At 44.2% G+C, this 19,923-nt stretch carries 28 protein-coding genes and 1 riboswitch; of the genes, 4 read left to right on the forward strand and 24 right to left on the reverse strand.

Annotation, left to right across the window (positions count from 1 at the left end; genetic code table 11):
* Positions 1 to 41 precede the first annotated feature (41 nt).
* The 11 genes from MKY73_RS21380 to MKY73_RS21430 form a co-directional block, all read right to left on the reverse strand.
* On the reverse strand, positions 42 to 1,046 hold the full coding sequence (locus MKY73_RS21380; RefSeq protein WP_339303343.1) for a sensor histidine kinase: 1,005 nt from the start codon (positions 1,044 to 1,046) through the stop codon (positions 42 to 44).
* Positions 1,043 to 1,732, reverse strand: coding sequence for a response regulator transcription factor (locus MKY73_RS21385; protein WP_339303344.1), 690 nt, complete (start codon positions 1,730 to 1,732; stop codon positions 1,043 to 1,045). Before MKY73_RS21385 ends, MKY73_RS21380 begins: the two co-directional genes overlap by 4 nt.
* A 25-nt stretch (positions 1,733 to 1,757) precedes the next feature.
* Positions 1,758 to 2,483 carry an SDR family NAD(P)-dependent oxidoreductase gene (locus MKY73_RS21390; RefSeq protein WP_339303345.1) on the reverse strand — a complete coding sequence of 242 codons (726 nt, stop codon included), beginning with the start codon at positions 2,481 to 2,483 and terminating at the stop codon, positions 1,758 to 1,760.
* A gap of 69 nt (positions 2,484 to 2,552) precedes the next feature.
* The gene (locus MKY73_RS21395) at positions 2,553 to 3,272 is read right to left on the reverse strand and encodes a class I SAM-dependent methyltransferase (protein ID WP_339303346.1); all 720 of its coding nucleotides are present in this window, start codon (positions 3,270 to 3,272) and stop codon (positions 2,553 to 2,555) included.
* Between the two features lie 218 nt (positions 3,273 to 3,490).
* Positions 3,491 to 3,874, reverse strand: a complete 384-nt coding sequence (locus tag MKY73_RS21400; protein ID WP_339303347.1) for a VOC family protein — start codon at positions 3,872 to 3,874, stop codon at positions 3,491 to 3,493.
* 137 nt (positions 3,875 to 4,011) lie between these two features.
* Positions 4,012 to 4,488, reverse strand: a complete 477-nt coding sequence (locus MKY73_RS21405) for a GNAT family N-acetyltransferase (RefSeq protein ID WP_339303348.1) — start codon at positions 4,486 to 4,488, stop codon at positions 4,012 to 4,014.
* Positions 4,489 to 4,644: 156 nt separating this feature from the next.
* Positions 4,645 to 4,726: riboswitch (ZMP/ZTP riboswitch) on the reverse strand.
* Positions 4,727 to 4,756: 30 nt separating this feature from the next.
* Complete coding sequence (locus tag MKY73_RS21410) at positions 4,757 to 5,272, reverse strand: GNAT family N-acetyltransferase (RefSeq protein WP_339303349.1); 516 nt, start codon at positions 5,270 to 5,272, stop codon at positions 4,757 to 4,759.
* 35 nt (positions 5,273 to 5,307) lie between these two features.
* Positions 5,308 to 5,832, reverse strand: coding sequence for a YfiT family bacillithiol transferase (locus tag MKY73_RS21415; protein WP_339303350.1), 525 nt, complete (start codon positions 5,830 to 5,832; stop codon positions 5,308 to 5,310).
* Between the two features lie 48 nt (positions 5,833 to 5,880).
* Entirely contained in the window at positions 5,881 to 6,420 is a 540-nt protein-coding gene (locus MKY73_RS21420; protein WP_339303351.1) for a GNAT family N-acetyltransferase, read from the reverse strand.
* The gene (locus MKY73_RS21425) at positions 6,420 to 6,968 is read right to left on the reverse strand and encodes a hypothetical protein (protein ID WP_339303352.1); all 549 of its coding nucleotides are present in this window, start codon (positions 6,966 to 6,968) and stop codon (positions 6,420 to 6,422) included. The genes MKY73_RS21420 and MKY73_RS21425 overlap by 1 nt, the downstream gene beginning before the upstream one ends.
* A 19-nt stretch (positions 6,969 to 6,987) precedes the next feature.
* Positions 6,988 to 7,428, reverse strand: coding sequence for a cupin domain-containing protein (locus tag MKY73_RS21430; RefSeq protein ID WP_339303353.1), 441 nt, complete (start codon positions 7,426 to 7,428; stop codon positions 6,988 to 6,990).
* A 184-nt stretch (positions 7,429 to 7,612) separates the two neighbouring features.
* Between MKY73_RS21430 and MKY73_RS21435 the strand changes: the two genes are divergently transcribed.
* Positions 7,613 to 8,386, forward strand: coding sequence for a sporulation protein (locus MKY73_RS21435; RefSeq protein ID WP_339240684.1), 774 nt, complete (start codon positions 7,613 to 7,615; stop codon positions 8,384 to 8,386).
* A gap of 79 nt (positions 8,387 to 8,465) precedes the next feature.
* Here the strand turns inward: MKY73_RS21435 and MKY73_RS21440 are convergent, their stop codons facing one another.
* Both MKY73_RS21440 and MKY73_RS21445 read right to left on the reverse strand, forming a co-directional pair.
* Positions 8,466 to 8,750 carry a hypothetical protein gene (locus tag MKY73_RS21440; protein ID WP_339303355.1) on the reverse strand — a complete coding sequence of 95 codons (285 nt, stop codon included), beginning with the start codon at positions 8,748 to 8,750 and terminating at the stop codon, positions 8,466 to 8,468.
* Positions 8,751 to 8,778: 28 nt separating this feature from the next.
* On the reverse strand, positions 8,779 to 9,348 hold the full coding sequence (locus tag MKY73_RS21445) for a hypothetical protein (protein WP_339303356.1): 570 nt from the start codon (positions 9,346 to 9,348) through the stop codon (positions 8,779 to 8,781).
* Positions 9,349 to 9,557: 209 nt separating this feature from the next.
* On the opposite strand from MKY73_RS21445, the gene MKY73_RS21450 reads away from it, so the two are divergent.
* Positions 9,558 to 10,718 carry a glycosyltransferase family 1 protein gene (locus tag MKY73_RS21450; protein ID WP_339303357.1) on the forward strand — a complete coding sequence of 387 codons (1,161 nt, stop codon included), beginning with the start codon at positions 9,558 to 9,560 and terminating at the stop codon, positions 10,716 to 10,718.
* A gap of 111 nt (positions 10,719 to 10,829) precedes the next feature.
* Here MKY73_RS21450 and MKY73_RS21455 read toward each other — a convergent pair whose 3' ends face one another.
* The 7 genes from MKY73_RS21455 to MKY73_RS21485 all read right to left on the reverse strand — a co-directional run bounded on the left by MKY73_RS21455 (position 10,830) and on the right by MKY73_RS21485 (position 16,005).
* The gene (locus MKY73_RS21455) at positions 10,830 to 11,498 is read right to left on the reverse strand and encodes a DUF3298 domain-containing protein (RefSeq protein ID WP_339303358.1); all 669 of its coding nucleotides are present in this window, start codon (positions 11,496 to 11,498) and stop codon (positions 10,830 to 10,832) included.
* Positions 11,488 to 12,012 (reverse strand): NUDIX domain-containing protein, encoded by a 525-nt coding sequence (locus MKY73_RS21460; protein ID WP_339303359.1) that lies wholly within the window; start codon positions 12,010 to 12,012, stop codon positions 11,488 to 11,490. Before MKY73_RS21460 ends, MKY73_RS21455 begins: the two co-directional genes overlap by 11 nt.
* A 97-nt stretch (positions 12,013 to 12,109) precedes the next feature.
* Complete coding sequence (locus MKY73_RS21465) at positions 12,110 to 12,772, reverse strand: HAD family hydrolase (RefSeq protein WP_339303360.1); 663 nt, start codon at positions 12,770 to 12,772, stop codon at positions 12,110 to 12,112.
* 35 nt (positions 12,773 to 12,807) lie between these two features.
* On the reverse strand, positions 12,808 to 12,978 hold the full coding sequence (locus MKY73_RS21470; protein WP_339240672.1) for a YHYH domain-containing protein: 171 nt from the start codon (positions 12,976 to 12,978) through the stop codon (positions 12,808 to 12,810).
* Positions 12,979 to 13,090: 112 nt separating this feature from the next.
* Positions 13,091 to 13,867, reverse strand: a complete 777-nt coding sequence (locus MKY73_RS21475) for a Cof-type HAD-IIB family hydrolase (protein ID WP_339303361.1) — start codon at positions 13,865 to 13,867, stop codon at positions 13,091 to 13,093.
* 75 nt (positions 13,868 to 13,942) lie between these two features.
* Positions 13,943 to 15,511: a PH domain-containing protein gene (locus tag MKY73_RS21480; RefSeq protein WP_339303362.1), complete on the reverse strand. Its 1,569-nt coding sequence runs from the start codon at positions 15,509 to 15,511 to the stop codon at positions 13,943 to 13,945.
* Positions 15,508 to 16,005, reverse strand: a complete 498-nt coding sequence (locus MKY73_RS21485; RefSeq protein WP_339303363.1) for a PH domain-containing protein — start codon at positions 16,003 to 16,005, stop codon at positions 15,508 to 15,510. The genes MKY73_RS21480 and MKY73_RS21485 overlap by 4 nt, the downstream gene beginning before the upstream one ends.
* 418 nt (positions 16,006 to 16,423) lie before the next feature.
* Between MKY73_RS21485 and MKY73_RS21490 the strand changes: the two genes are divergently transcribed.
* Both MKY73_RS21490 and MKY73_RS21495 read left to right on the forward strand, forming a co-directional pair.
* On the forward strand, positions 16,424 to 16,747 hold the full coding sequence (locus MKY73_RS21490; protein WP_339308682.1) for a DUF2975 domain-containing protein: 324 nt from the start codon (positions 16,424 to 16,426) through the stop codon (positions 16,745 to 16,747).
* A gap of 20 nt (positions 16,748 to 16,767) precedes the next feature.
* Positions 16,768 to 16,995: a helix-turn-helix transcriptional regulator gene (locus MKY73_RS21495; RefSeq protein WP_339303364.1), complete on the forward strand. Its 228-nt coding sequence runs from the start codon at positions 16,768 to 16,770 to the stop codon at positions 16,993 to 16,995.
* 117 nt (positions 16,996 to 17,112) lie between these two features.
* On the opposite strand, the gene MKY73_RS21500 is transcribed toward MKY73_RS21495, so the two are convergent.
* The 4 genes from MKY73_RS21500 to MKY73_RS21515 form a co-directional block, all read right to left on the reverse strand.
* Positions 17,113 to 17,673 (reverse strand): GNAT family N-acetyltransferase, encoded by a 561-nt coding sequence (locus tag MKY73_RS21500; protein ID WP_339303365.1) that lies wholly within the window; start codon positions 17,671 to 17,673, stop codon positions 17,113 to 17,115.
* A 27-nt stretch (positions 17,674 to 17,700) separates the two neighbouring features.
* Entirely contained in the window at positions 17,701 to 18,123 is a 423-nt protein-coding gene (locus MKY73_RS21505; RefSeq protein ID WP_339303366.1) for a hypothetical protein, read from the reverse strand.
* A gap of 91 nt (positions 18,124 to 18,214) precedes the next feature.
* Positions 18,215 to 18,904: a zinc dependent phospholipase C family protein gene (locus tag MKY73_RS21510; RefSeq protein WP_339303367.1), complete on the reverse strand. Its 690-nt coding sequence runs from the start codon at positions 18,902 to 18,904 to the stop codon at positions 18,215 to 18,217.
* Positions 18,905 to 19,037: 133 nt separating this feature from the next.
* The gene (locus MKY73_RS21515; protein WP_339303368.1) at positions 19,038 to 19,817 is read right to left on the reverse strand and encodes a hypothetical protein; all 780 of its coding nucleotides are present in this window, start codon (positions 19,815 to 19,817) and stop codon (positions 19,038 to 19,040) included.
* Between the last annotated feature and the right edge of the window lie 106 nt (positions 19,818 to 19,923).

Raw genomic sequence — 19,923 nt, forward strand, 5'->3', positions numbered from 1 at the left:
GTGATTCACCGAACAAAACCAAAAAGCATGTGACATTGTTGTCACACGCCTGCAAGATGCACCATGTCGTTCTTCCGCGGAAAAGTAAGTGTGACGGTTGTGCCCTCGCCAAGAGAAGACTCTACATGAATGCTCATATGAAGGGTTTGGACCACCTGACGAACCAGATACAGCCCCATCCCGGTCGCCGATCCGTCCATCCTGCCTCGGGTAGACGTAAACCCTTTATCAAATATACGCGGCAGATCCTGAGCCTCAATCCCTCGCCCGTGATCCTGAATTAGGAGTATGATGTGTCCATCCTGTTCCCGACTTTCAATGAGAATGTCCGATGAATCGCTATATTTCACCGCATTACTTAACAATTGCCGGAGGATGAAGCCTAACCATTTGCTGTCTGTGAGCACACTGGATGCCATTAGCGAAACATCAAAGCCAATGCCCTTGGATATGCACCACGATTTCAGCGCTCGAATCTCACTATTCAATACCGGCTCAAATTCCGTCTCTTCGATGAACAGATCATTATGCATGAACGGAATACGCTTCTGATGAAGCTGCTGATCCAGCAACTGATGGATTCGTAACCATTCATATGTCATTTGGCTCTGCAACTTGTCATCTGGCAAACGCTCGATCATCAGTTGCAACGCAGTCAATGGGGTCTTCACCTCATGAATCCAGGACAACATCTCGTCCTTCTCCTGTTCCAGAGCGATAAAATGATGTGACGACTCCCTACGATACCGCTCTGTCTGGGAACTGACGGCCTCATGTATGATCTGCTCATATGGACTTTCGGCGATATCGAGTTCTCCCAGATCATAGGTTTGATCCCATGTGCTCAATTTTTTATAGAAACGAGTCTCTTTCAGGTATCTCGCCCAAATAAAAACAAGACAGACCACCACATTCAGGACTACGATATACACCACGGATTGGAATGGAATGGACGAGTCCATGTAGGCCACCAATAAAATAATAAGCTGCATACTTGTCAGTAGCCATAACCAACTAGCCCTTTCTCGTATGTACTTTCCGATCATGCTTCTGCCTCTTCCGTTGCCATGTACCCTTGACCTACTTTGGTTTCAATGTACCGCTCCAAGCCGATGGGTTCAAGCTTCTTCCGTAACCGATTCACGTTAACCGTCAGTGTATTGTCACTCACGAAATGCTCATGATCCCACAAGCTCCGGATGAGATCCTCACGGGTAACAATCTGATTTTTGTGCTCAATCAGCACTTTAAGAATGAACATCTCATTTTTGGTTAACAGGACGGATTCATCCCCACAGGTCAACGTATTTTTCACATATTCAATTGCAGCACCGCGCCAAGTCCGGAGTTCAATATGCTCTGTATTGTAGTTGTACACCCTCCGCAAAGTCGCTTGGATCTTGGCAATCAATACATCGAAGTGAAACGGCTTCTGGATAAAATCGTCTGCACCCAAATGCATGGACATGACCATATCCGCAGGATGATCCCGTGAGGACAAAAAGATAATCGGCACATTGGAGTGCGAACGAATGATCCGGCACCAATGGAACCCGTCATATTGGGGTAACTGAATATCAATAATGACCAGTTGCGGCTGAATTACGCTGTACTCCTGCAATACCTTGCCAAAGTCCTGCACACCATACACGTCATACGACCATTGGGACAAGCGTTCCTTAATTTCATTGAATAATGATTCGTCGTCTTCAATGAGCATAATTTTAAACAAGAGACTTCACCACGTTTCTGATCTTCTAAGGTTGATTGCATCCATCCATCCGCTCGATCAACTGTATCGCGACGTCTCGTGGCGATCTTAATTGGCCTGCTTCATATACTTGATTGAACATACCTGCAAGGGCGAACTCCTCTGTACTTTTGCCTCGTGCAACAGCCTGTAACTCCGTATCAACCATCCCCGGATCAAAAGCAATAATCTCAACAGGGTTCTGCTGGCCCGTTTGCTCCAAAGCTACGCATTGGGTGAACATGTTCAAGCCTGCCTTGGATGTACCATACACTGCCATGGATGGCGCGGGATAACTTGCCGAACCTGATGAGACATTGACAATTTTACGTCTGGCGGACAGGTGATTGGTATGTTGAATAAAAAATGAACTCAATATCATTGGTGCTGCAAGACTGATGTTAAGACTCCGACTTATCTCTGCCGCGCTGCATTGATCGATAGGTCTTAGAGGCTCCAGCATCGCTGCATTATTAATGAGTCCAATACAATCAGCTTCCTGAGAAGGGATTTCGTCCAATACACGTGTAACCATATCATCAATCCCCGTCAGGTCGGCTAGATCGTACTGAACATGATGGTAACGCCCGCTCCATTCCTCGCTTGATTCCAACTCGTGCGAATGCCCGCGTGAAATGCCATAGACCCAGTCTCCCCTGGCTAACAACAACTCCGCGAGCTGTTTCCCAATTCCTTTGGATGTACCTGTAATGATAAAATACCTCTGTCCCATATTCCCCCGCCTTCTCTCGCTCAATGCAATATTGGTTAAACTTCAACCTATGACTTTATAACTCTATAACTACACGCCAGGTTTTCTCCACATGGTCACCCACAAAATGGGTAATCCAAAACAATTCTCATCCTGGCCCATCGCCTTCATAGGACGTAATTCCACGCATTCAAATGGATCTTGCAGTAAATAACGGAGCTTTTCCTCCGTAAAGGCCAGTCCGCCTTTCATCGACTTCTCTTGATATACCTGCCAATCATCCATGACGCTCTCCGGCCCACCTTGACCGCCAAAACCAGGAGCAAAACAGCTCATCCCAAAGTATCCTCCGGGCTTGAGCGCTTGGTGAATCATCTCTATGTAAGGAATCCGCTGATGAGGTAGCAGATGATGCAGACAACCCGAGTCGTAGACAAGATCATATTCTTGCTGCGGGGCCAGTTCGAACACGGAGCGACATTCAAAATGTACGTCCAGTTGCTCTTCTGCCGCCCTCTCCTTAGCCCAGGCAATAGCTGTCTCGGAAAGATCATAAGCATCTACCTGATATCCTTGGCGGGTCAAATACAATGCATTTCTGCCTGGACCACAACCCAGTTCCAGTGCCTTGCCACCTGCCAGCAAACCTGCGTTCACATGCGCTACCAGATTCTCATCCGGTTTGTTTGGGAAAAAGGGTATAGGTCTGTTCCGATCCTCATAGAAAGGCTCCCAAAATTGCTTGGCAGATCTGAAGTCTGCATCGAGCATATCATACAGATCCTGTACACTTTTAATGGTCTTTTCCACAACACATTCCTCCTTAAATCCTCCATCCGAACCTTCAGTTCAGACCATTCATTCCTCGTCATTTTCATTAAATCAGCTACACTTTATTATAACATTTTTAACCATTAATCCTCTATTTTTCTTGTATTTTTCCACTTTGAAATATAAGATTTTTCCAACAAAAAAACGACCGACTTGGATGTCGATCGCTAACAATTGTAGCAGTTGTGAGTTACAGTTTACTTCGCCCGTTCCATGACTGCAAAGTAATTTTTTTCGTTATCAGCAAAGTTGAAGACACGTCCCGTTGGCATCTCGACAATCTCTCCAACCGTTACATGTTTTCCAGACAAGTCAGCATATAGTTGATCCAGATTTTCGGTAAAGAACATTAATGATGGTGTGCCCAGATTTACACCCGCCGACATCCGCTCGACAAACTCTTTGTCATGGAGAATAATGCTCGTCTGCGAATCTGGGGTAGGCGCAATCTCAATCCATCTCATGCCCTCGTCGAGGTTTACTTCATCCACAATGTGGAATCCTGCAACTTCCGTCCAAAATGCCAGTGATTCATCCTGATTGTTGACATACAACATAATTTGGCCGACTTTGCTAAACATGCATCATTCACTCCTCTGATCATCTAATCTCTCAACATCCTGCTTATCATTCCTCAACTTCCAATAGAGTATAACATGCAGGACAGCTTTTTCATTATCTTTCTTTGGCATTACACTGCTCTGGTGGAAGTTTCTGATCAGACCGTTGTTTTGACAAGAGCCAGCCTATGGAACCCCGAGGTATAATAATTCATATCAATACCTTCCTTTTGAAAATTCATTCTTTCATAAAATACGAGCGCTGCTTGATTTTCTGCATGATCAAGTTTGTAAAGCATGACTTCACCATTGCCGAACTCAGCTATTTTCATGCATATTTCAGTAATTAGTGTACGTGCTACACCTTGTCGAAGGTGTGATTTACACGTAACAACGCCAACGATTTCATATCGGTTAACCGTAGGCTGAAAGATATAACCAGCATGACCTATGACAACATCTGCTTCGTCAACCATGACATAATAAGCACTGATCCGTTCATCCATCATATTTAAAAATAAATCCCAGCGCGCAGGATACTGTTCCCGTATAAACGAAGGGAATCGAAAATGATGATCCGTCATCATTTTCAGAACTGCTGGTTGATCAATCGCTTGAAAAAGGCGAATAGTCATCTTTTTATCACCTCCTCCCCTTAAAGGTCACAGCTTCATAGAATCCAGCCAAATCCATGCTTGTCATTCTATCAAATAAAACAAACGCCTTTTTCATTACTGCCACCAGTCCTCTGGTACCCGAATAATAAATAAAGTGTTTGATCAAAAGATCAAACACTTTGCCCAGGCGTACGGCATATAATATATGTGCTTCCTCGTGGTTCACTCCACGTTTACGCCAGTCACACACAACAGATATTTAACAACCAGTATACATCACTCATACTTATTGTATGCCTCTTAACTTCTTCGTAAGATAAAGTACAACATCGTCGTCCATAATCGTTTCTTCACCTGGCTGAATATAATGATCGTGTCTGTGAACACCATGACCGTCCGGTATGTATCCGCGATGGGCATATAAAACTTGCGCCTTGCCATAATCGGTAAATACACCTACACCAATACCTGCTACATCCGTTCGTTCCGAAATAACTTCCTCTGCGCGGTCCATCAACCGTGAACCAATACCTTGGCGCTGGAACTTGATCAGCACATTGAAATCGTTAATTTCGGGGATGCCTTGTTCCCTGAAAGAAGGGTATTTGGAATGCCACAATACATTCACGTATCCGGCAAATTCTCCGTTCAACTCGGCTACCAAGGTTACACGATCCCCATTCTGCTGTTCAGCCAAGTAATGAGTATACTGCTCAGGTAATCTCCCCCAACCCTGCTCTTGGAACGCCTTGGATATAATGACAGGATCGTTCTCGTTTAATAGTCTGATATGTACAGTCATTAATGAATCCTCCTTAAAAAGGTATTACTCCTAGACTATATTCCCAACCGATCTCGAAGCGATATGATATGGGCAACATGGTGTTTGCCATGCCAAGCATACATGCCCAAATTGTAATCCAGTCTTGTCGTTTCTTCCGATGAGGGATGATAAAATTGCTTGGCATAATCTGCATCTGCCAACGCGTTTAACAGAAACACCCAACGACGATGGAGCGCATCCAGAATCTGAAGCGAGAATTCGACATCCAGGTCCCTTGAATCACTCAGTTCAGCCCAACGCTCTTCATAATAAGGTCGAATCGTAGGTGTGTCCTCTGTCAGTGCCAACTTGAAACGAATCATACTGTTCATATGGCTGTCTGCCATGTGGTGAATGACCTGTTTGAGCATCCATCCACCTTCTCGATACGGCAGACTTAATTGCTCTTCACTTAGTCCCTTTACCGCTTCTCGCGCGCGTTCAGGCAACTCAGCAATGTCCTGAATCCACTTCTCCCGCTGTTCCAAAGTAACTTCACCCGTGTGTACAAATGGTCCTATCGGAAATCGTTCATCCATCCATTATTCCTCCTTGTGTGTATGATTCAAAATAACGTTTAAAATTATCTAAGGAGTATATTCCATAAGCCAGCAGTCTCTCATCTGCCCTTCATGCTGCTCATGTTTCTCCAATAGCTTAATCCTTTGAAAACCACATTTCTCATAACAGGATATCGCTCGCAAGTTCCAGGATTGAGGGTCCATAACCACTTTACGGGCTTGTTTTTCATGAATGAGATAGGCCAGCATGGATTGCACCAGCAATGTTCCGATACCTTTGTTCCAATAATCTATCTCACCAATGAACTGATCCGTTCCATAGATGATCTCATCCGTGTCTCCATAACCATACTCCGTTCGTTCTTCTTCCTCAAGCTTATAGAACTGAATGTATCCTATGGGACTTCCTGCATACTCAACGATACAACGGGTAGCATCATCATCCTGATTGTAGAAATGCTCTCTTACCTGCTCCAGATCATGCGGCCGATCACGGCCTTCATAGTATTGAAGGACTTCCGGGTCAGTCAGCCACTTCACCAGCTGGTGTTCATCTTCTGTTTCCAAGAAACGTACGGTGATTCCGTTTGATTCATATACGCTCATCACTCTATATCCTCCTTAATGATCTCCAGATTTTCAGCCGTAACCCAACTTAGATCCTTCCCCAGCAACTGCTCGTTGTGAACATAATACACGATGGGATTTTCAAGCGGTTGAGTCGTTCCATCCAAGGATCTGAGCGTAAACCTCAACTTATAACTCCCCATCTCATCAGGGATTGCAAATCCTATCAGGTTCTCAGCTGATTTCCTCATTTTCCCCTGTGCCTTCAGATACTTTTCCAGAATGACTTGATCAAAATAGGAGGTGCCAACAGACGAAGGCATGAACCACGCGTCATCTAGTTCTTCAGTGAATGTGGCCCCTCCCCAGCCCGGGACAACGGGATACACCATATGTTGATCTTTGTCTTCTCTTTTTCGCATTATCTCTAACTCTACCTCAACTGCATTCGCATCAATCTGCCTGATGGTACCTGCCATCACAACATCTTTGGCATTCACACTTGGAATAACATAGCTATAGATGAGCAGAGTCACCAAGAATATGATCGTTATTCCCGTAATCCAAAATATTGTTCTTTTACGCATCTGTCTGCCTCCCTTCTGGTTAAACATACTTCTGGAGCAGCTCTTTCTCTGCTATAGATTGAGTTAACCTATCCAACTCAGGGGATGCCATCCAATCACTGGATGTATTCAATCCATGTTTGATTGTATGGATCGTGCTATGTGCAGACATATATATATTGTGGTGCACTCCAGGTTGGACAATAATAAGCTCCCCTTCACGCATCACTCGAATGGAAAACACCTCATCGTCTCCATAACTGGCATAAGCAATCCATCCGGATTGCACCACATAAAACTCCGTTAGACTGATATGTACATGACTGTTTTGCCATGCTCCCTGGGAAGAAGCAACGGTTCTGCAATAATAACTGCCATCCTCGGATATCATTTTATATTTCTGTTCCCCGTTCGCCATCTGCTCAAAGCTGGTTTTGACACCAGTCTCACCATATTTCTGTTCTGAAAATTCTGTGTTCAATTGTCTTCATCTCCTGACAAAAAATCCCTTTAATCTAACATTCGACATCGGCTAAGCGAATCTCCTGTTTGAATATGCGAATATCTTTGCCAAAATTTGAAACGCTTCTCTCCCAGCTTCCGTATTAAGGTCGAAGTCGTATGTATGCTTAATAATAAAACCATCTGATCTGGAGGTTGAGCGCATGTCATTTTTCAAAAAAATGTTAGCCAGTGTAGGTGTTGGAGCAGCCAAAGTAAATACGGAATTGCATACACCAGAAGTCACGCCTGGAGGAATCATCTCAGGGGTTGTGTACATTGAAGGTGGAGATGTGGAACAGAACGTAGATCGAATCTATCTTTCAATCAAAACCCATTACATACGGGAGCACGATGATCGCAAAGTAAAAGAAACAGCCATTATCGCCAAATACCTGCTCACCGAAGGTTTTACTTTACAGCCTGGAGCCAAATTGGAGAAAGAATTTTCATTTGACCTGCCAGAAAACCTGCCAATTACACTGCATCGTGCAGAAGTTTGGGTAGAAACGGGGCTCGATATCTCAAGCGCGGTGGACCCATCAGACCGTGACAGATTGCATGTTGTTCCTAGCAAAGACATGAATACTGTGCTCGATGCGATCGATATTCTTGGCTTCAAGCTGCGTGAAGTGACCAACGACTATGCGCCGAAGCTTGGCGGAAATCTGCCATTTGTGCAGGAATTCGAATATGTACCAACAAACAAGTTCCGTGGACATCTGGATGAGTTGGAAGTCCTGTTCTATCCAATGGGCGATTCGCTCGAACTGTTATTACAGATCGACCGCCGCGCTCGTGGGCTCAGTGGAATCTTCTCCGAAGCCATGGGGACGGATGAAAGTTTTGTCCGCTTGCATCTGTATGAAAGGCATCTGGCACGGGGTGCACATTCTGTCGCTCAAGGACTGGAAGAGGTTATTTCCAAACATATCTAGTCTGTAGTCTGTAGTCTGTGAAAAAATAAAACCGTCCTCTATCAGATAAATCTGATGAAGGACGGTTGCGGATACACCTTCAGGAACGCTGTGTCCAGCGTTGCATTCCTGATCGAAGACCGTAATATGCAGCGGCGAGCAAAATGAACCCGGCAACAGCCATAATCATGGATGTTGTATCCCATCGAACCATAGTTCCAAAGGCAACCTTGGATTGCAATGGGGTAACGGAAGAAGCGGTGTTTGTCAGATCAGGTGCGTAATTCATGGTCATGATCATGCCTTGCACAACATTCCAAGCTGCAAAACCGATGATGAATAACAGGGTAACCAGAACGGATTCAGCTGCTAATCTTTTGTTCATGTTTGTCATTTCGCCCCCTATTCCCAATTCAATTAGACAAGAAATGCTGCATCTCCTTTTTCAGCAGACCTTTGTTGGCATCCACATACTGATACAGCAAGTCGAAGCTTTCCTCGTTATCTGCTTGCATGCTTAAATTCGCGGCTTCCAATTCAATCTCCTGCAATACCTCATGAATCTGTTCCCCATGCGTTTGCAGGCTTGTCGTAATGTCATCTTCAGACAGGCCATTCACATTATCTCGCAATTGCCCGTGCGTTACGCCGCTTTCGGACAACATCTGCTCTATCTTCTTCAGGATCACGGCATCTGCATCATTGCCGGTCCGTTCCATAGCTGTTATCGTCTCACTCAGATACTGCCCACTGGCATTCTCAAGGAAACCGGTCATCCCGTTCATGGACAGCTCGGTATCCAGATCGATGATTAGAATGATATCTCGCAATACTTGCGGAAGTTCCGGCCCACTCTCTCGAATCGTTGCGAATTCAGCCCGATAAAGGTCCATGGCAACACTCCCCACCACTTCTTCACCTGACATCTCTTCAAGCTGATCGAGTGGTAACAACTCCTGCAGTTCTTCTTGTAACTTGTTCATCGTTCTCTGCCTCCTGTATCTCTATCTATATATACGCCGACACGTTATTACATCATAGCAGAATACATTATATAAGTTGAACTTATAGTAGTTAGTATAGTCTATCCTGTTATCAATTTTACAGGGAATATCGCCAAGTTAACGTGCACTTGACCTCGGGAAAATGTTCCACTGTTATGATCTTGGCATCACGAGTCATGGGAGGGGTAATGATGCGCCTGGCCTTGTTCACAGACACCTATCTTCCGGAAACCAATGGTGTTGCTGGCACGCTCCACCGCTTGAGTAACCATCTGAACCGCAGAAGAATTGAACATCTGCTGTTTACTCCGAACTCCATCATTGAAGGAAGCCATGAGACTCAAGTCCGATCGGTTGCCAACATCCCTTTTTTTCTGTATCCTGAATGCCGCATTGCACTACCCAACAGAACAGACACTCATAAGCAGCTGCAAACCTTTCAACCCGATCTGCTGCATATCGCCACGCCTTTTAATATGGGGCTGCTTGGCCTGAGGTATGCGCTCAAACATCACCTTCCACATGTTGTCTCCTACCACACCCACTTTGATCGTTACCTCGAATATTACCGGTTGAAAAGTATGGTCCCTCTCTATTGGAAATATATCCAATGGTTCCACCGCACCTGTGATGCAACCCTTGCCCCATCTCGGGAAACGATAAACACCCTTCAAGTCCAAGGCATTCAGCGTCTGAAGCTCTGGTCTCGCGGAATTGATTGCAACCTGTACTCCCCTGATAAACGCAGCTCGGATATCCGTGAACGATACCACATCACCGCTCCCCTTATTTTACTCTACGTTGGACGCATTGCCCCGGAAAAAGGTATCGCTACGCTCACGACTACGATGCAACAGTTGCCCCAGGAAATGCAGTCCCGTGTACACTGGATTATCGTTGGTGACGGCCCCTCTCTTCCCAAAATGCGTCTGCACTCCCCACCAAATGTCACCTTTACAGGTTATATGCACGGGGAAGACCTTGCTGTTATGTATGCTTCGGCAGATCTGTTTGTGTTTCCTTCCGCTACGGAGACATTTGGCAATGTGGTGCTGGAAGCGATGGCTTCAGGGCTTCCTGTGGTGGCGGCCAATGCCGGAGGTGTAAAAGATCTGGTATCCCACCACCGTAATGGAGTATTGTTCGAGCCAGGTCAGGCTGATGCACTGATTCGGGAGATATGTCTCTGGGGAAATCACGTGGACCAATTGAGGATGATGGGACTGGAAGGCAGAAAGCTGGCTGAACAGCGGTCGTGGGAGCATATTTTTGATACATTGATCGTGGATTATGAGGAAGCTATCGAACATCGGAACAGACAAACAAAAGATCGGATTATTACAGCCTGATCTGGTCGTAAAGACTTCATTCGTTAAAGACATATTATATATTGATATTACGATATGGATATAAAAAGACATGATCCTATTGAACGGGATCATGTCTTTTATTGCATGTATCTATTGGTTGAATTTAGTGTATGGGACTTTGATATCTACAAATCCTTTAGCGTAGGGTGCAACCTCATAAGGATAGAATCGGATGACGATCCCTTTGTCATACAAAAAGAATTCAGATGTTTGATCAAGCTGAAAATCATAAATATTCTCTTCAAAAATAGAAACTCCAGCATTATACATGGCTAATAGACTGTTGGAGATGGATTTCTCTACCTTCTGCATCTGAATATCATCTTTAACATACTCGCTTAGCTTCAGTTCTTTCCCTGTTCTTAAATCATAGTTATATGATGTTGTTGCATCCATTCCATGTGCTCCGCCAGTGTATACATGATCTTCATATACTACAGACAACTTTTCTTTTGCATTGTATTTTACACTGGCCATGGTAGTGTAGAAATAAGCTTTGTTTGATTGCTTTTCTTCTTTGTCCAGGCGAGCTGCTTTCACTGCGTGGAGTTTAAATGTCTTGTTCAGTTTATCCGTCACAGATTTATTTCCACCTGTTAGATGTATGTATGGCTGTCCTTTGTAATATTGGACCTTCGTTTTCACTGTAATCGTGCTGCCTGCCTCTACATGACTACTCGGAAGAATGATAGCAATTAGTACAGTGATCAACAGGTAATTAATCCATCTCCATTTTTTTCTTCCAGTTCTATGTTTCAATATTATTGGCAACCCCCTTGGGCTCAAATGTTTTCGCTTCCTGCATCCTGTTCCATATGACCTGTGGAGTGCCCTTTAAGTCTGTTCCGCTCTGAACGTTGCCAATCCAGATGTCTTCTGCTCCCGGCTGTTGTAAATAGTGCCTAAGCGTCGCTTTGACCAAAATAGACGCATGTAAATCCAGTACGTCATCCAGTGGGATCCAGAATAACTCCCCTTCATCGGAGGGCACAAAATGTCGATGCTTCGTCTCTCCAAAATAGACAAACTGCTGCCAAATCTCACCACCGCTAACCTCTAACAGAATAGTTCGAAGTCGAAAGTGTTCGATATCCCCTGGCTTGAATCCGGTCTCTTCTTCAATCTCCCGATAGCTGGCAGTCATGGGTGCGTTCAGTTCCCCTTGCTCCAGATGCCCGCCTATACCGCCCCAAAATTCAAAATCAAACAATCTGCTGCCTGCCTTCTTCATCATCAGCATGTCTGAGCCATTGCTCAAAAACGCTGTAGCCATCTGTCTAATCTCCATATGTTCCTCGCTTTCCAGACCGTGATTATCAAAGTCTACTCCGTTTTGTGTAAAGGTTATATTTATTTAATAGAATCGCCTTCTACAGCAATTCCTTTAGCTCACTTAGATGTTCAATCGTATGTAAAGGACTAATCGTGATGCTGTCCTGCCAAGGCTGGTTGACCTTCATCCAGATGGTGCTCATGCCTACGCTTGCTGCACCTTGAATATCGTTCACCGGATGATCGCCAATGTAGATGCACTGCTCTGGGGTTAGACCGAAATGATCAAGTGCAAGCTGAAAGATGCGTGGATCAGGCTTCTTGACTCCTGCCTCTTCTGAAACAATAATATGGTCGTAGTTATCCCGGATACCGAGTTGATCGATTTTCCCATACTGAATATCAGTCTGCCCATTGGTAATTAACCCGGTTTGATATTTCCCCCGCAGATGCTGAACGACTTCTCGCGCCTGGTCCATTAGAACTGAACTTCGTACATACTCTCTGCCGTAGAACTCCATCAGTTCTGCATGTGGCGGATGCTCTGCCCATGGCAATTCATGCAACAATTCGTTGAACAGGAGGGGTTTGTCCTTATAACCATCCTGGTCTAGTTCAATAATTCGCTTGCTTATCTCTTCAGTTGACTCAAGGTGACCAAAATAAGTGTTCATTAAACGTTGCGTGAATCCGTCAAAAGTCATCGTTCTGTTTAGAATTGTATTGTCCAAATCAAAAATAACGGCTTTAATATGATTCATTCCTCTTCCCCCTGTTCAAGAATGTAAAGCAGTGCTTATTTTTTCTTTTTATGATAGTGATAACCCTTGCACAGACCCTTTTGCTTGGATTTGGCTGAACAGTTATGTCCACCGTTCTTATCCAGTCTGCCTGGATGAGCATAAGCGGAAGAGGATACACCAACAAGAACGACAAGAGACAGAATTACAATAACAACCTTTTTCATAAGTCACCCTTCGATAACCACCCTATGCTTTAGGACTTAATACGTGCTATATCATTCTACATGAAAATCCACAATTGGGATATCCTTCATCTTTTATTTTATGTGTGAATCCTCATATGAGCTTGAATTGCTCCAGCGCATGGGTGACGCCATCTTCACTTGCTCGTAGAGTAACATAATCTGCGGTTTGTTTAATTCGTTCTCCGCCATTACCCATCGCAATTCCGATTCCCGCATACGTGAGTAGATCCACATCATTCTCCCCATCGCCAAAGGCCATTGTATCCTCTCTGGATATCTTCAGGTAATTGAGGACTTTCTCTGCGGCTATCGATTTGCTGACTTCCCTTGCTTCCAGCACATTCACTACATACGGATGGAATCTCACGAATCGTAAAGAAGGAAATCTGGATTGGAATTTCTCCGTCTCCGCTTCATCCGCATATAAGCAGATGCAATATACGTCCTGTTCCAACGTGTTGATTTTCTCCGGGGAAACCATGAGTCCAAGCGTATCTCTTAAGGCATCAGTAACACGACCATCTGCTGTACACAACCCGTTCGTCTCAAATGATTCTGTAAAATATGAAATACTGTGCCCCTGCAACTCGGCAAACTCACTGAATGCTCTTACCATCTGTGCAGAAAGTACAGACTTATGTATCACTTCATTACCTGCTTTGATCAATGCCCCATTAGCCGAAATGATCGTCTCGATTCCGAGATTTCTGAATTCTTCGCATAGATTATAGGGTCTACCTGTTACAAGTACGACTTGAACACCTTTACGAATCAATTCCCGGATCGACTCTGCTGTACGCGGTGACAAACTCCGATCTATTTCGCTCAGCAATGTGCCATCCACATCAAAGAACACAGCTTTCAACAAAATATCCTTCCTCCTCTATTAAAAGAGCAAGTACAGAATAACCTGATGCGGTCTTCCTGCACTTGCTCTTGCGATTTACCGGGTCTGAACATCTTGGGTACGTCCCATGTACCATAATTGAAATGATTCCGCCGTATCCAAGGGAACATCATGTGCCCGATGATGCAGTACAGGTTTGGCACGGTTTACGGTATGAATGGAAGCTACACCGAACCAACGCTGTAACACATTACGGGTAATCTGCACTTCGATGACTTTCTCACGTTTGGAGATGAAGAGTGTTGAAGTGAGCGCACCGGTTCGAAGTTGAATGAAATTCTGATTCAGCATGTATCGGGTATGGAAAAAGTCCATCACTCTGCATGTTGCAATGCACACGAGCAGAATCGCGGAAATCATCCACCAGGCATGCTTCTGCCCCAGCACCAATGGTTTGAAGTTCCACAATAAACCTGTGATCACAATCCACCCCCAGCTTGGTTTGAGCAGGCGCAGCCATAGTGATATTCGTGGAAGTTTTTCCATCTCCTGCGTAACCCGATAGGATGGCAGGATCTCCTCAATCAGGATATAAGCTTGCTTCACAGGCAAGAAAGGATAGAGCGAGTTCACCTCCTGCTCGGATTCCCCCAGACTACCCGCAGTGGTCAGTTCTACTTCCGCTAATCCAAGCAACCTTTTCATCGGAGACTGTGTAATTTTCACGGCCTGAACGCGTTCTTTCAGGATTGAAAATGACGTTTGCTCCATCATTCCCTTCGTGATATAGATCCGCTTGGCATCCGAGGTGATCTGAAAATTTCCATATTTTACGAAGGTTCTGACTATGCCTAGAGCAATAGATATAATCAATAAAACCAAAATCATCAAACTGGCAATCCACCAGGAATTAAGCCAGGTTAACAATAAACTTTCCGTTACTTCTTCATCGGGGAAGAAATCTTTCACCCAGGAATACAGCGTGCCCAGAACCGGAATCAGTACGAGAAAACTGAGCGAGGTAAACGACGCTTTGATTATGTCCTTCCGCGTCGAATGATAATGAACAACCCGTTCTTGTTTCTCTTTTGCAGGCAGAGACATGGCTTGATCGGTTATAACAGAGTGGGATTTCGCCTCTCCCTCTTCCATATCTTTAACTGCATCCAACGGTTCATGTTCCTCTGTTGCTTCTACCGTTTCTGCTTCTGCATCTTCTGTCATATAACCCGCCACAATCTTCTCCAACTGTTCTGCTTCGGAAAGTGAAACAACATGTAACTGAAAGGTAGCATCTTCTCCCTTAATCCCGGTCTCAAATCGGATCGATGTCACATTGAACAGACGGTGAAATAGAGTCGTGTGGCGATTCACATTTTGCACTTTGGTATATGGTATCGTTCTTCGGGTGCGGTTAAACACACCACTATAGATGTGAAAGGCCGTATCGTCAGCGGTATAACGAGAGGTAAACCACTTCCAGATGATTGACACGATGCCGATGGAGATACCTGCATAAAAGGCGATCCTTCCATAGAAAAGCCATTTGGACTCTGAGCCCTGACGGAAAACAAACAAAAAAAGGATGATGGCAAACGAATTCTTCACCAGTCTCCACAGACTCCACAGTATGGTTAATGGATGATGTCGCTTCATATCAATCATTCATCCACCTCATTAATCCGTGCATAGGACGCAATCTGATGACGGAGCGCAAGCGCGACTTCCTCGGGCAATGCCGGGATTTCATGCGATGACCCCATCGTGCCAACCGATACGGAATAGAGTCCATATTTTCGCATCAACGGTCCCTGATTTGTTGTAACTGATTGTATCTTAGCCATGGGGATGATCTGATGTACCTTGGTTAGCGCCCCACGCTTTATTTGCAGAAACTCCTCATTCACATCATAGTACCAATGCTTATATAACCATGCAGGCTGGATGAAAATATCCCACGCCGCATAGAGCACGGATATGGCCGTAACCCCCCACAGGATCCAACTGACCCACGTCTTCCATCCATAGATGGAGTCGAGTATTAACAGTACGGCAAGGATCAGGAAACCTATCACATTCCATATGATGGCGCTGATTCTCCATAAGTTCACCGCATGAGGGGAAAGCCTTTGCTCGGGTATGTTCCACTGGATAGACATATGTTCACTCCTTTTCCTAACTGTAAATTAACAATAACAATTCTATATTTCAATATATTTTTATCGTTTATCAATAAATAATTATTGATTTTTATATTTCTCCCCCGTATATTAAGGTTAAGAGGCGGCCACTACACCTTCCTCAAACTAATTGTCAAAGGGGTTTATTATGAAATCAAATTGGATGTTTAGTGTTGGATCTAAAATTTGTAAGATCTTGTTTTATGCACTTTTTATTGTTACCTTCTTTATTATTATGGATCATGTCGCACATCTTTGGTTCCCAGACAGCGGGTTCACACAGAGCTTAGGGCCCTTTCAACCCATATTCAGTTATGGGTACATTACCTTTAATCAGGACCCGGTATTGTATACGGAATCAGGATTTATCGGACTTTCATTCCTCTCAAACATGAGTATGATAGTACTGGCTCATATGTTTCTATGGTATATGCATCGCCTTCTTCGTCATGTGGGGAATAACAGCTTGTTCATGTATGAGAATGTTGCCATTTTATCTCGACTTGGCCTCTTCATCATCGTGATGGGTTCCCTCTTTTCCTATTCCGACGATCTCCTGTTCTCCAAAGCATTGAGTAAACTAGACATCACCAATGGTCAACTGATGGTGGGTTCCCTGTCGTATATCGACTTTGTACTGGGCGGAGTGGTTCTTCTAATCATTGCTTCCGCACTGAAGAAAGCCGTTCACGCCGTAGAGGAAAATAAAAATACAATCTAACCGCAAAGTAGGCGATAACGTTGATTCGTATCAAATTGGATGTGATGATGGCAGAGCGGAAGATGTCACTGAACCGGCTGTCTGAAATCGTAGGCATTACTCCAGCCAATCTTTCGATCCTGAAAAATGAAAATGGTAAGGCCATTCGTTTCACCACCTTGAATGCACTCTGCAAAGCCCTGCAATGTCAACCTGGCGATCTGCTGGAGTACATCGAAGACACACATGATACACTGTACGAAGAATAGTCCACGATTGATGCAAAAGATTTGGCCATACAAGTTCTACTAAAAATATTTAGTTGGACTTAACCAGTAAAAGAGATGACCCCTGTACCATACAGGTCGTCATCTCTTTTGTTCATTTCATTTAACTATAAAATCCTGTACTTTACACAGCCATACCATATGATCTGTTCCTTCGCCCCAGTAGTTCTTTGCCACCACATAGGGTTCACCGAATTTGCGTTGCCACTTCTTCTGTGCAACTCGATAGCCGCTATCCAGGCAGAATTGCTGAATTCCCTGCTGCTGCAATTCGTTAACCAGTGCGACTATGAGCGCTGAACCAATCCCCTGACCTTGCACCTCGGGCATTACGTACAGGCTACCCAGTTCCCCGATATCGTTCAGTCGGCCCTCTGTACATTCTCGAATCTCCTCACCACAAGGTCCATACGAGATTGTGCCTACAATAACATCTCCCCTCTTGGCGACGAGGAAAAATACACTTGATTTGATGTTGTCCTTTGCTTGCAATGCCGTGTGAATCATCGCTTTTTTGTGTGTTATTTCTTCCTGAATATCATCCAGAAGCGAGCCTATTCCCTCCTGTTCGAATGCTGCGGGAATGGTTCTCTCAAACACCTGATACGCTCCATCTGCATCCAATCGTGTCATAGGTTCAATGGTAATTTTGTCATCCACAGGTTCTTCTCCGTTCCATATATCTTCTTAATCTGTACGTCGCTGAATCAGTCTTCTTAGTTGATTCGCATCCTCAAGAGGAATGCTATATCCGGTATGCGAGTCTTCCTGGTTTACTAACAGGCCTTGCATCTTCGGATCCATTCCTAATGAAAAATCATACCGTGTTATCGAGCTGTCCGCATTTGTTATGCTCATGACGTACTCTGTACCATAATCAAGAATGCCCGGCAAACGCACAGCCTTATGTATGGCCTCCATCATAATTTGAATCTCGTCAGGTCGATCAAACTTAACATCTTGGCATGGTTCCAAGCCATGGTTGGGATTACACGTTAAAATGATCAGTACAGGAAGCCCTTCTTTCACGTTCGATTCATTCGGTTTGCTGCAACCTGCAATGAACGTGGCAATGACAAATATGAGCAACACTCCTACATATTTCACCATACTGCGTGCCCCACTGACTTCGTGTTAAATAAATAGACAAGTAATGAACAGAAGTAATAGATACAGTTTCTAATAACTCAACTGCACTAAACTATCTGTAGTCATCTCCAGTTACTAACTCCGGATCCCATGAAGACAACAAAGCGGTCAGTCGCTCTACCGTCTCTTCCACAAATACCTGAACTCTCTCACCCGTAATGAACTCAGGAGTAATTCCCGGTTCTTCTCCATTAAGAAAAGAAAACGTATGGTCCCGCCAGCGTACAATCTCATCAGCAGTTAAACGATCCGCCATGTCATAACCCGGTGAGCAGTTGATCATCTGCCATACCTCTTCGCTCCAAATTGAACCTTGATAGAGATTGAAATCGATCTGGTCCGTCTCCTGATAATATAAACGTGAAAGTTCTTCCTTGGACCTACTAATGCCTGTATGTTGATCTTCCTTGTTGACCCGCTCGACGAATTCAGGATGCACACTCCGGAACCAGTAATAGTCTGTCAGCACATGCATAATGTATCCTCGCACAAACCACTTCCATCCTTCATCGGTAAGTTGTTGCATATAGAATGAATAGAGTTCCTTCAGTTCACCAACGTAATCTCCATTATCTTTCGGGTTAAAATGGGTGTATTCCTTATCCTCTCTGGTTGTACCTTCGCGCATATGTATGGAATCCGGGGCGATGTTCCCCAGATAGAATGAACCTCGATCAGTCTGCATTTGCAGCGAGTCTGCAATCAGATTAGCAATATTGAGATGAACCATAGGTAACGGCATAGAGTTAATCTCCTTTTATCGGGAAGTATTCTACTATACTTAGAAAAAATGATATAACCTACTGCTGCAACGTACAGATCACTTAAATAGTGAGACTCCGTTATGCTAGTCCTTTTTCATCGTAATTGCGTAATTAACCCTGTGTTCTCTCCAATTGCATTCGGTCAAACAGCTGCTCCAGATCCGTATGGTACTTCGGGTGCTCCTTCACAAGCAGACTAATGTATTCCGACCCACACTCATAGAATACTAGACGATTAAACGGAGCTGTATCTCCAAAATGATTGCTTTCCTGTCCAAATTTTGCCCGAATCAGATTCTCAATATAACGCGCGTAACCTTCGTTCCACTCCAACCAGCTCCAGTACTCGGCTTGCTCTTTATTTAATGAGCTAAACAACGCCTTTCTAGCTGTGTGTAGTTGTGTCAGGTCTTTACTCTTCAAAGCAGACAACAATGAGTTAATCCGCTCCACAACGATTTCATCTTCATACGGAAACTCATAGTCCAGTTCCCATTTCACACGCTTCAATTGCGTCATTTTATGTTTAATCTGAAGACGGTTCACGATCCGCTCATCATATTTCTCATATACATAACAATGAACATATTCGTGGAACAGATAAACTTTCTGCTCCAGATCTTTGAACGCTGCATCCGTTACGATCGCACACATTCGTTCATCCATATGATGCACCGGCATTGCGGCAAGACATTCATCAGGAATATATAAATCGTCCGGCACCGTCTTTACCCACTCGTATTGCTGCGTTTTGGACGAATAATCATAGATATATAATAAAGCTTCATAGGCTACAACCACTGGATAATGTTCTGCAAATAAAGGATGTATACTAACCAAGTCTTTCTGAAGTTCGTTTAACTTGTTAATTTGTTCTAGAAAAGCATCCATGTCATGAACCTCTCTTTACTGGAATGATGCGTTAATCATACTAGATTAGTAAAGATAAAACACTGAGAGAAAAATGATAATCCTGTTCGAATGTGATCTGGTGAAT

This window comes from Paenibacillus sp. FSL R5-0519 (assembly GCF_037974275.1).
Classification (GTDB): Bacteria; Bacillota; Bacilli; order Paenibacillales; family Paenibacillaceae; genus Paenibacillus.

Coding starts and splice junctions, on each gene's coding strand:
- MKY73_RS21380 (WP_339303343.1), bottom strand. CDS start 1,046: ATGATCGGAAAGTACATACGAGAAAGGGCTAGTTGGTTATGGCTACTG.
- MKY73_RS21390 (WP_339303345.1), bottom strand. CDS start 2,483: ATGGGACAGAGGTATTTTATCATTACAGGTACATCCAAAGGAATTGGG.
- MKY73_RS21400 (WP_339303347.1), bottom strand. CDS start 3,874: ATGTTTAGCAAAGTCGGCCAAATTATGTTGTATGTCAACAATCAGGAT.
- MKY73_RS21405 (WP_339303348.1), bottom strand. CDS start 4,488: ATGACTATTCGCCTTTTTCAAGCGATTGATCAACCAGCAGTTCTGAAA.
- MKY73_RS21410 (WP_339303349.1), bottom strand. CDS start 5,272: ATGACTGTACATATCAGACTATTAAACGAGAACGATCCTGTCATTATA.
- MKY73_RS21415 (WP_339303350.1), bottom strand. CDS start 5,832: ATGGATGAACGATTTCCGATAGGACCATTTGTACACACGGGTGAAGTT.
- MKY73_RS21420 (WP_339303351.1), bottom strand. CDS start 6,420: ATGAGCGTATATGAATCAAACGGAATCACCGTACGTTTCTTGGAAACA.
- MKY73_RS21425 (WP_339303352.1), bottom strand. CDS start 6,968: ATGCGTAAAAGAACAATATTTTGGATTACGGGAATAACGATCATATTC.
- MKY73_RS21435 (WP_339240684.1), top strand. CDS start 7,613: ATGTCATTTTTCAAAAAAATGTTAGCCAGTGTAGGTGTTGGAGCAGCC.
- MKY73_RS21440 (WP_339303355.1), bottom strand. CDS start 8,750: ATGAACAAAAGATTAGCAGCTGAATCCGTTCTGGTTACCCTGTTATTC.
- MKY73_RS21445 (WP_339303356.1), bottom strand. CDS start 9,348: ATGAACAAGTTACAAGAAGAACTGCAGGAGTTGTTACCACTCGATCAG.
- MKY73_RS21450 (WP_339303357.1), top strand. CDS start 9,558: ATGATGCGCCTGGCCTTGTTCACAGACACCTATCTTCCGGAAACCAAT.
- MKY73_RS21460 (WP_339303359.1), bottom strand. CDS start 12,012: ATGGCTACAGCGTTTTTGAGCAATGGCTCAGACATGCTGATGATGAAG.
- MKY73_RS21465 (WP_339303360.1), bottom strand. CDS start 12,772: ATGAATCATATTAAAGCCGTTATTTTTGATTTGGACAATACAATTCTA.
- MKY73_RS21470 (WP_339240672.1), bottom strand. CDS start 12,978: ATGAAAAAGGTTGTTATTGTAATTCTGTCTCTTGTCGTTCTTGTTGGT.
- MKY73_RS21480 (WP_339303362.1), bottom strand. CDS start 15,511: ATGATTGATATGAAGCGACATCATCCATTAACCATACTGTGGAGTCTG.
- MKY73_RS21485 (WP_339303363.1), bottom strand. CDS start 16,005: ATGTCTATCCAGTGGAACATACCCGAGCAAAGGCTTTCCCCTCATGCG.
- MKY73_RS21490 (WP_339308682.1), top strand. CDS start 16,424: ATGATAGTACTGGCTCATATGTTTCTATGGTATATGCATCGCCTTCTT.
- MKY73_RS21505 (WP_339303366.1), bottom strand. CDS start 18,123: ATGGTGAAATATGTAGGAGTGTTGCTCATATTTGTCATTGCCACGTTC.
- MKY73_RS21510 (WP_339303367.1), bottom strand. CDS start 18,904: ATGCCGTTACCTATGGTTCATCTCAATATTGCTAATCTGATTGCAGAC.
- MKY73_RS21515 (WP_339303368.1), bottom strand. CDS start 19,817: ATGGATGCTTTTCTAGAACAAATTAACAAGTTAAACGAACTTCAGAAA.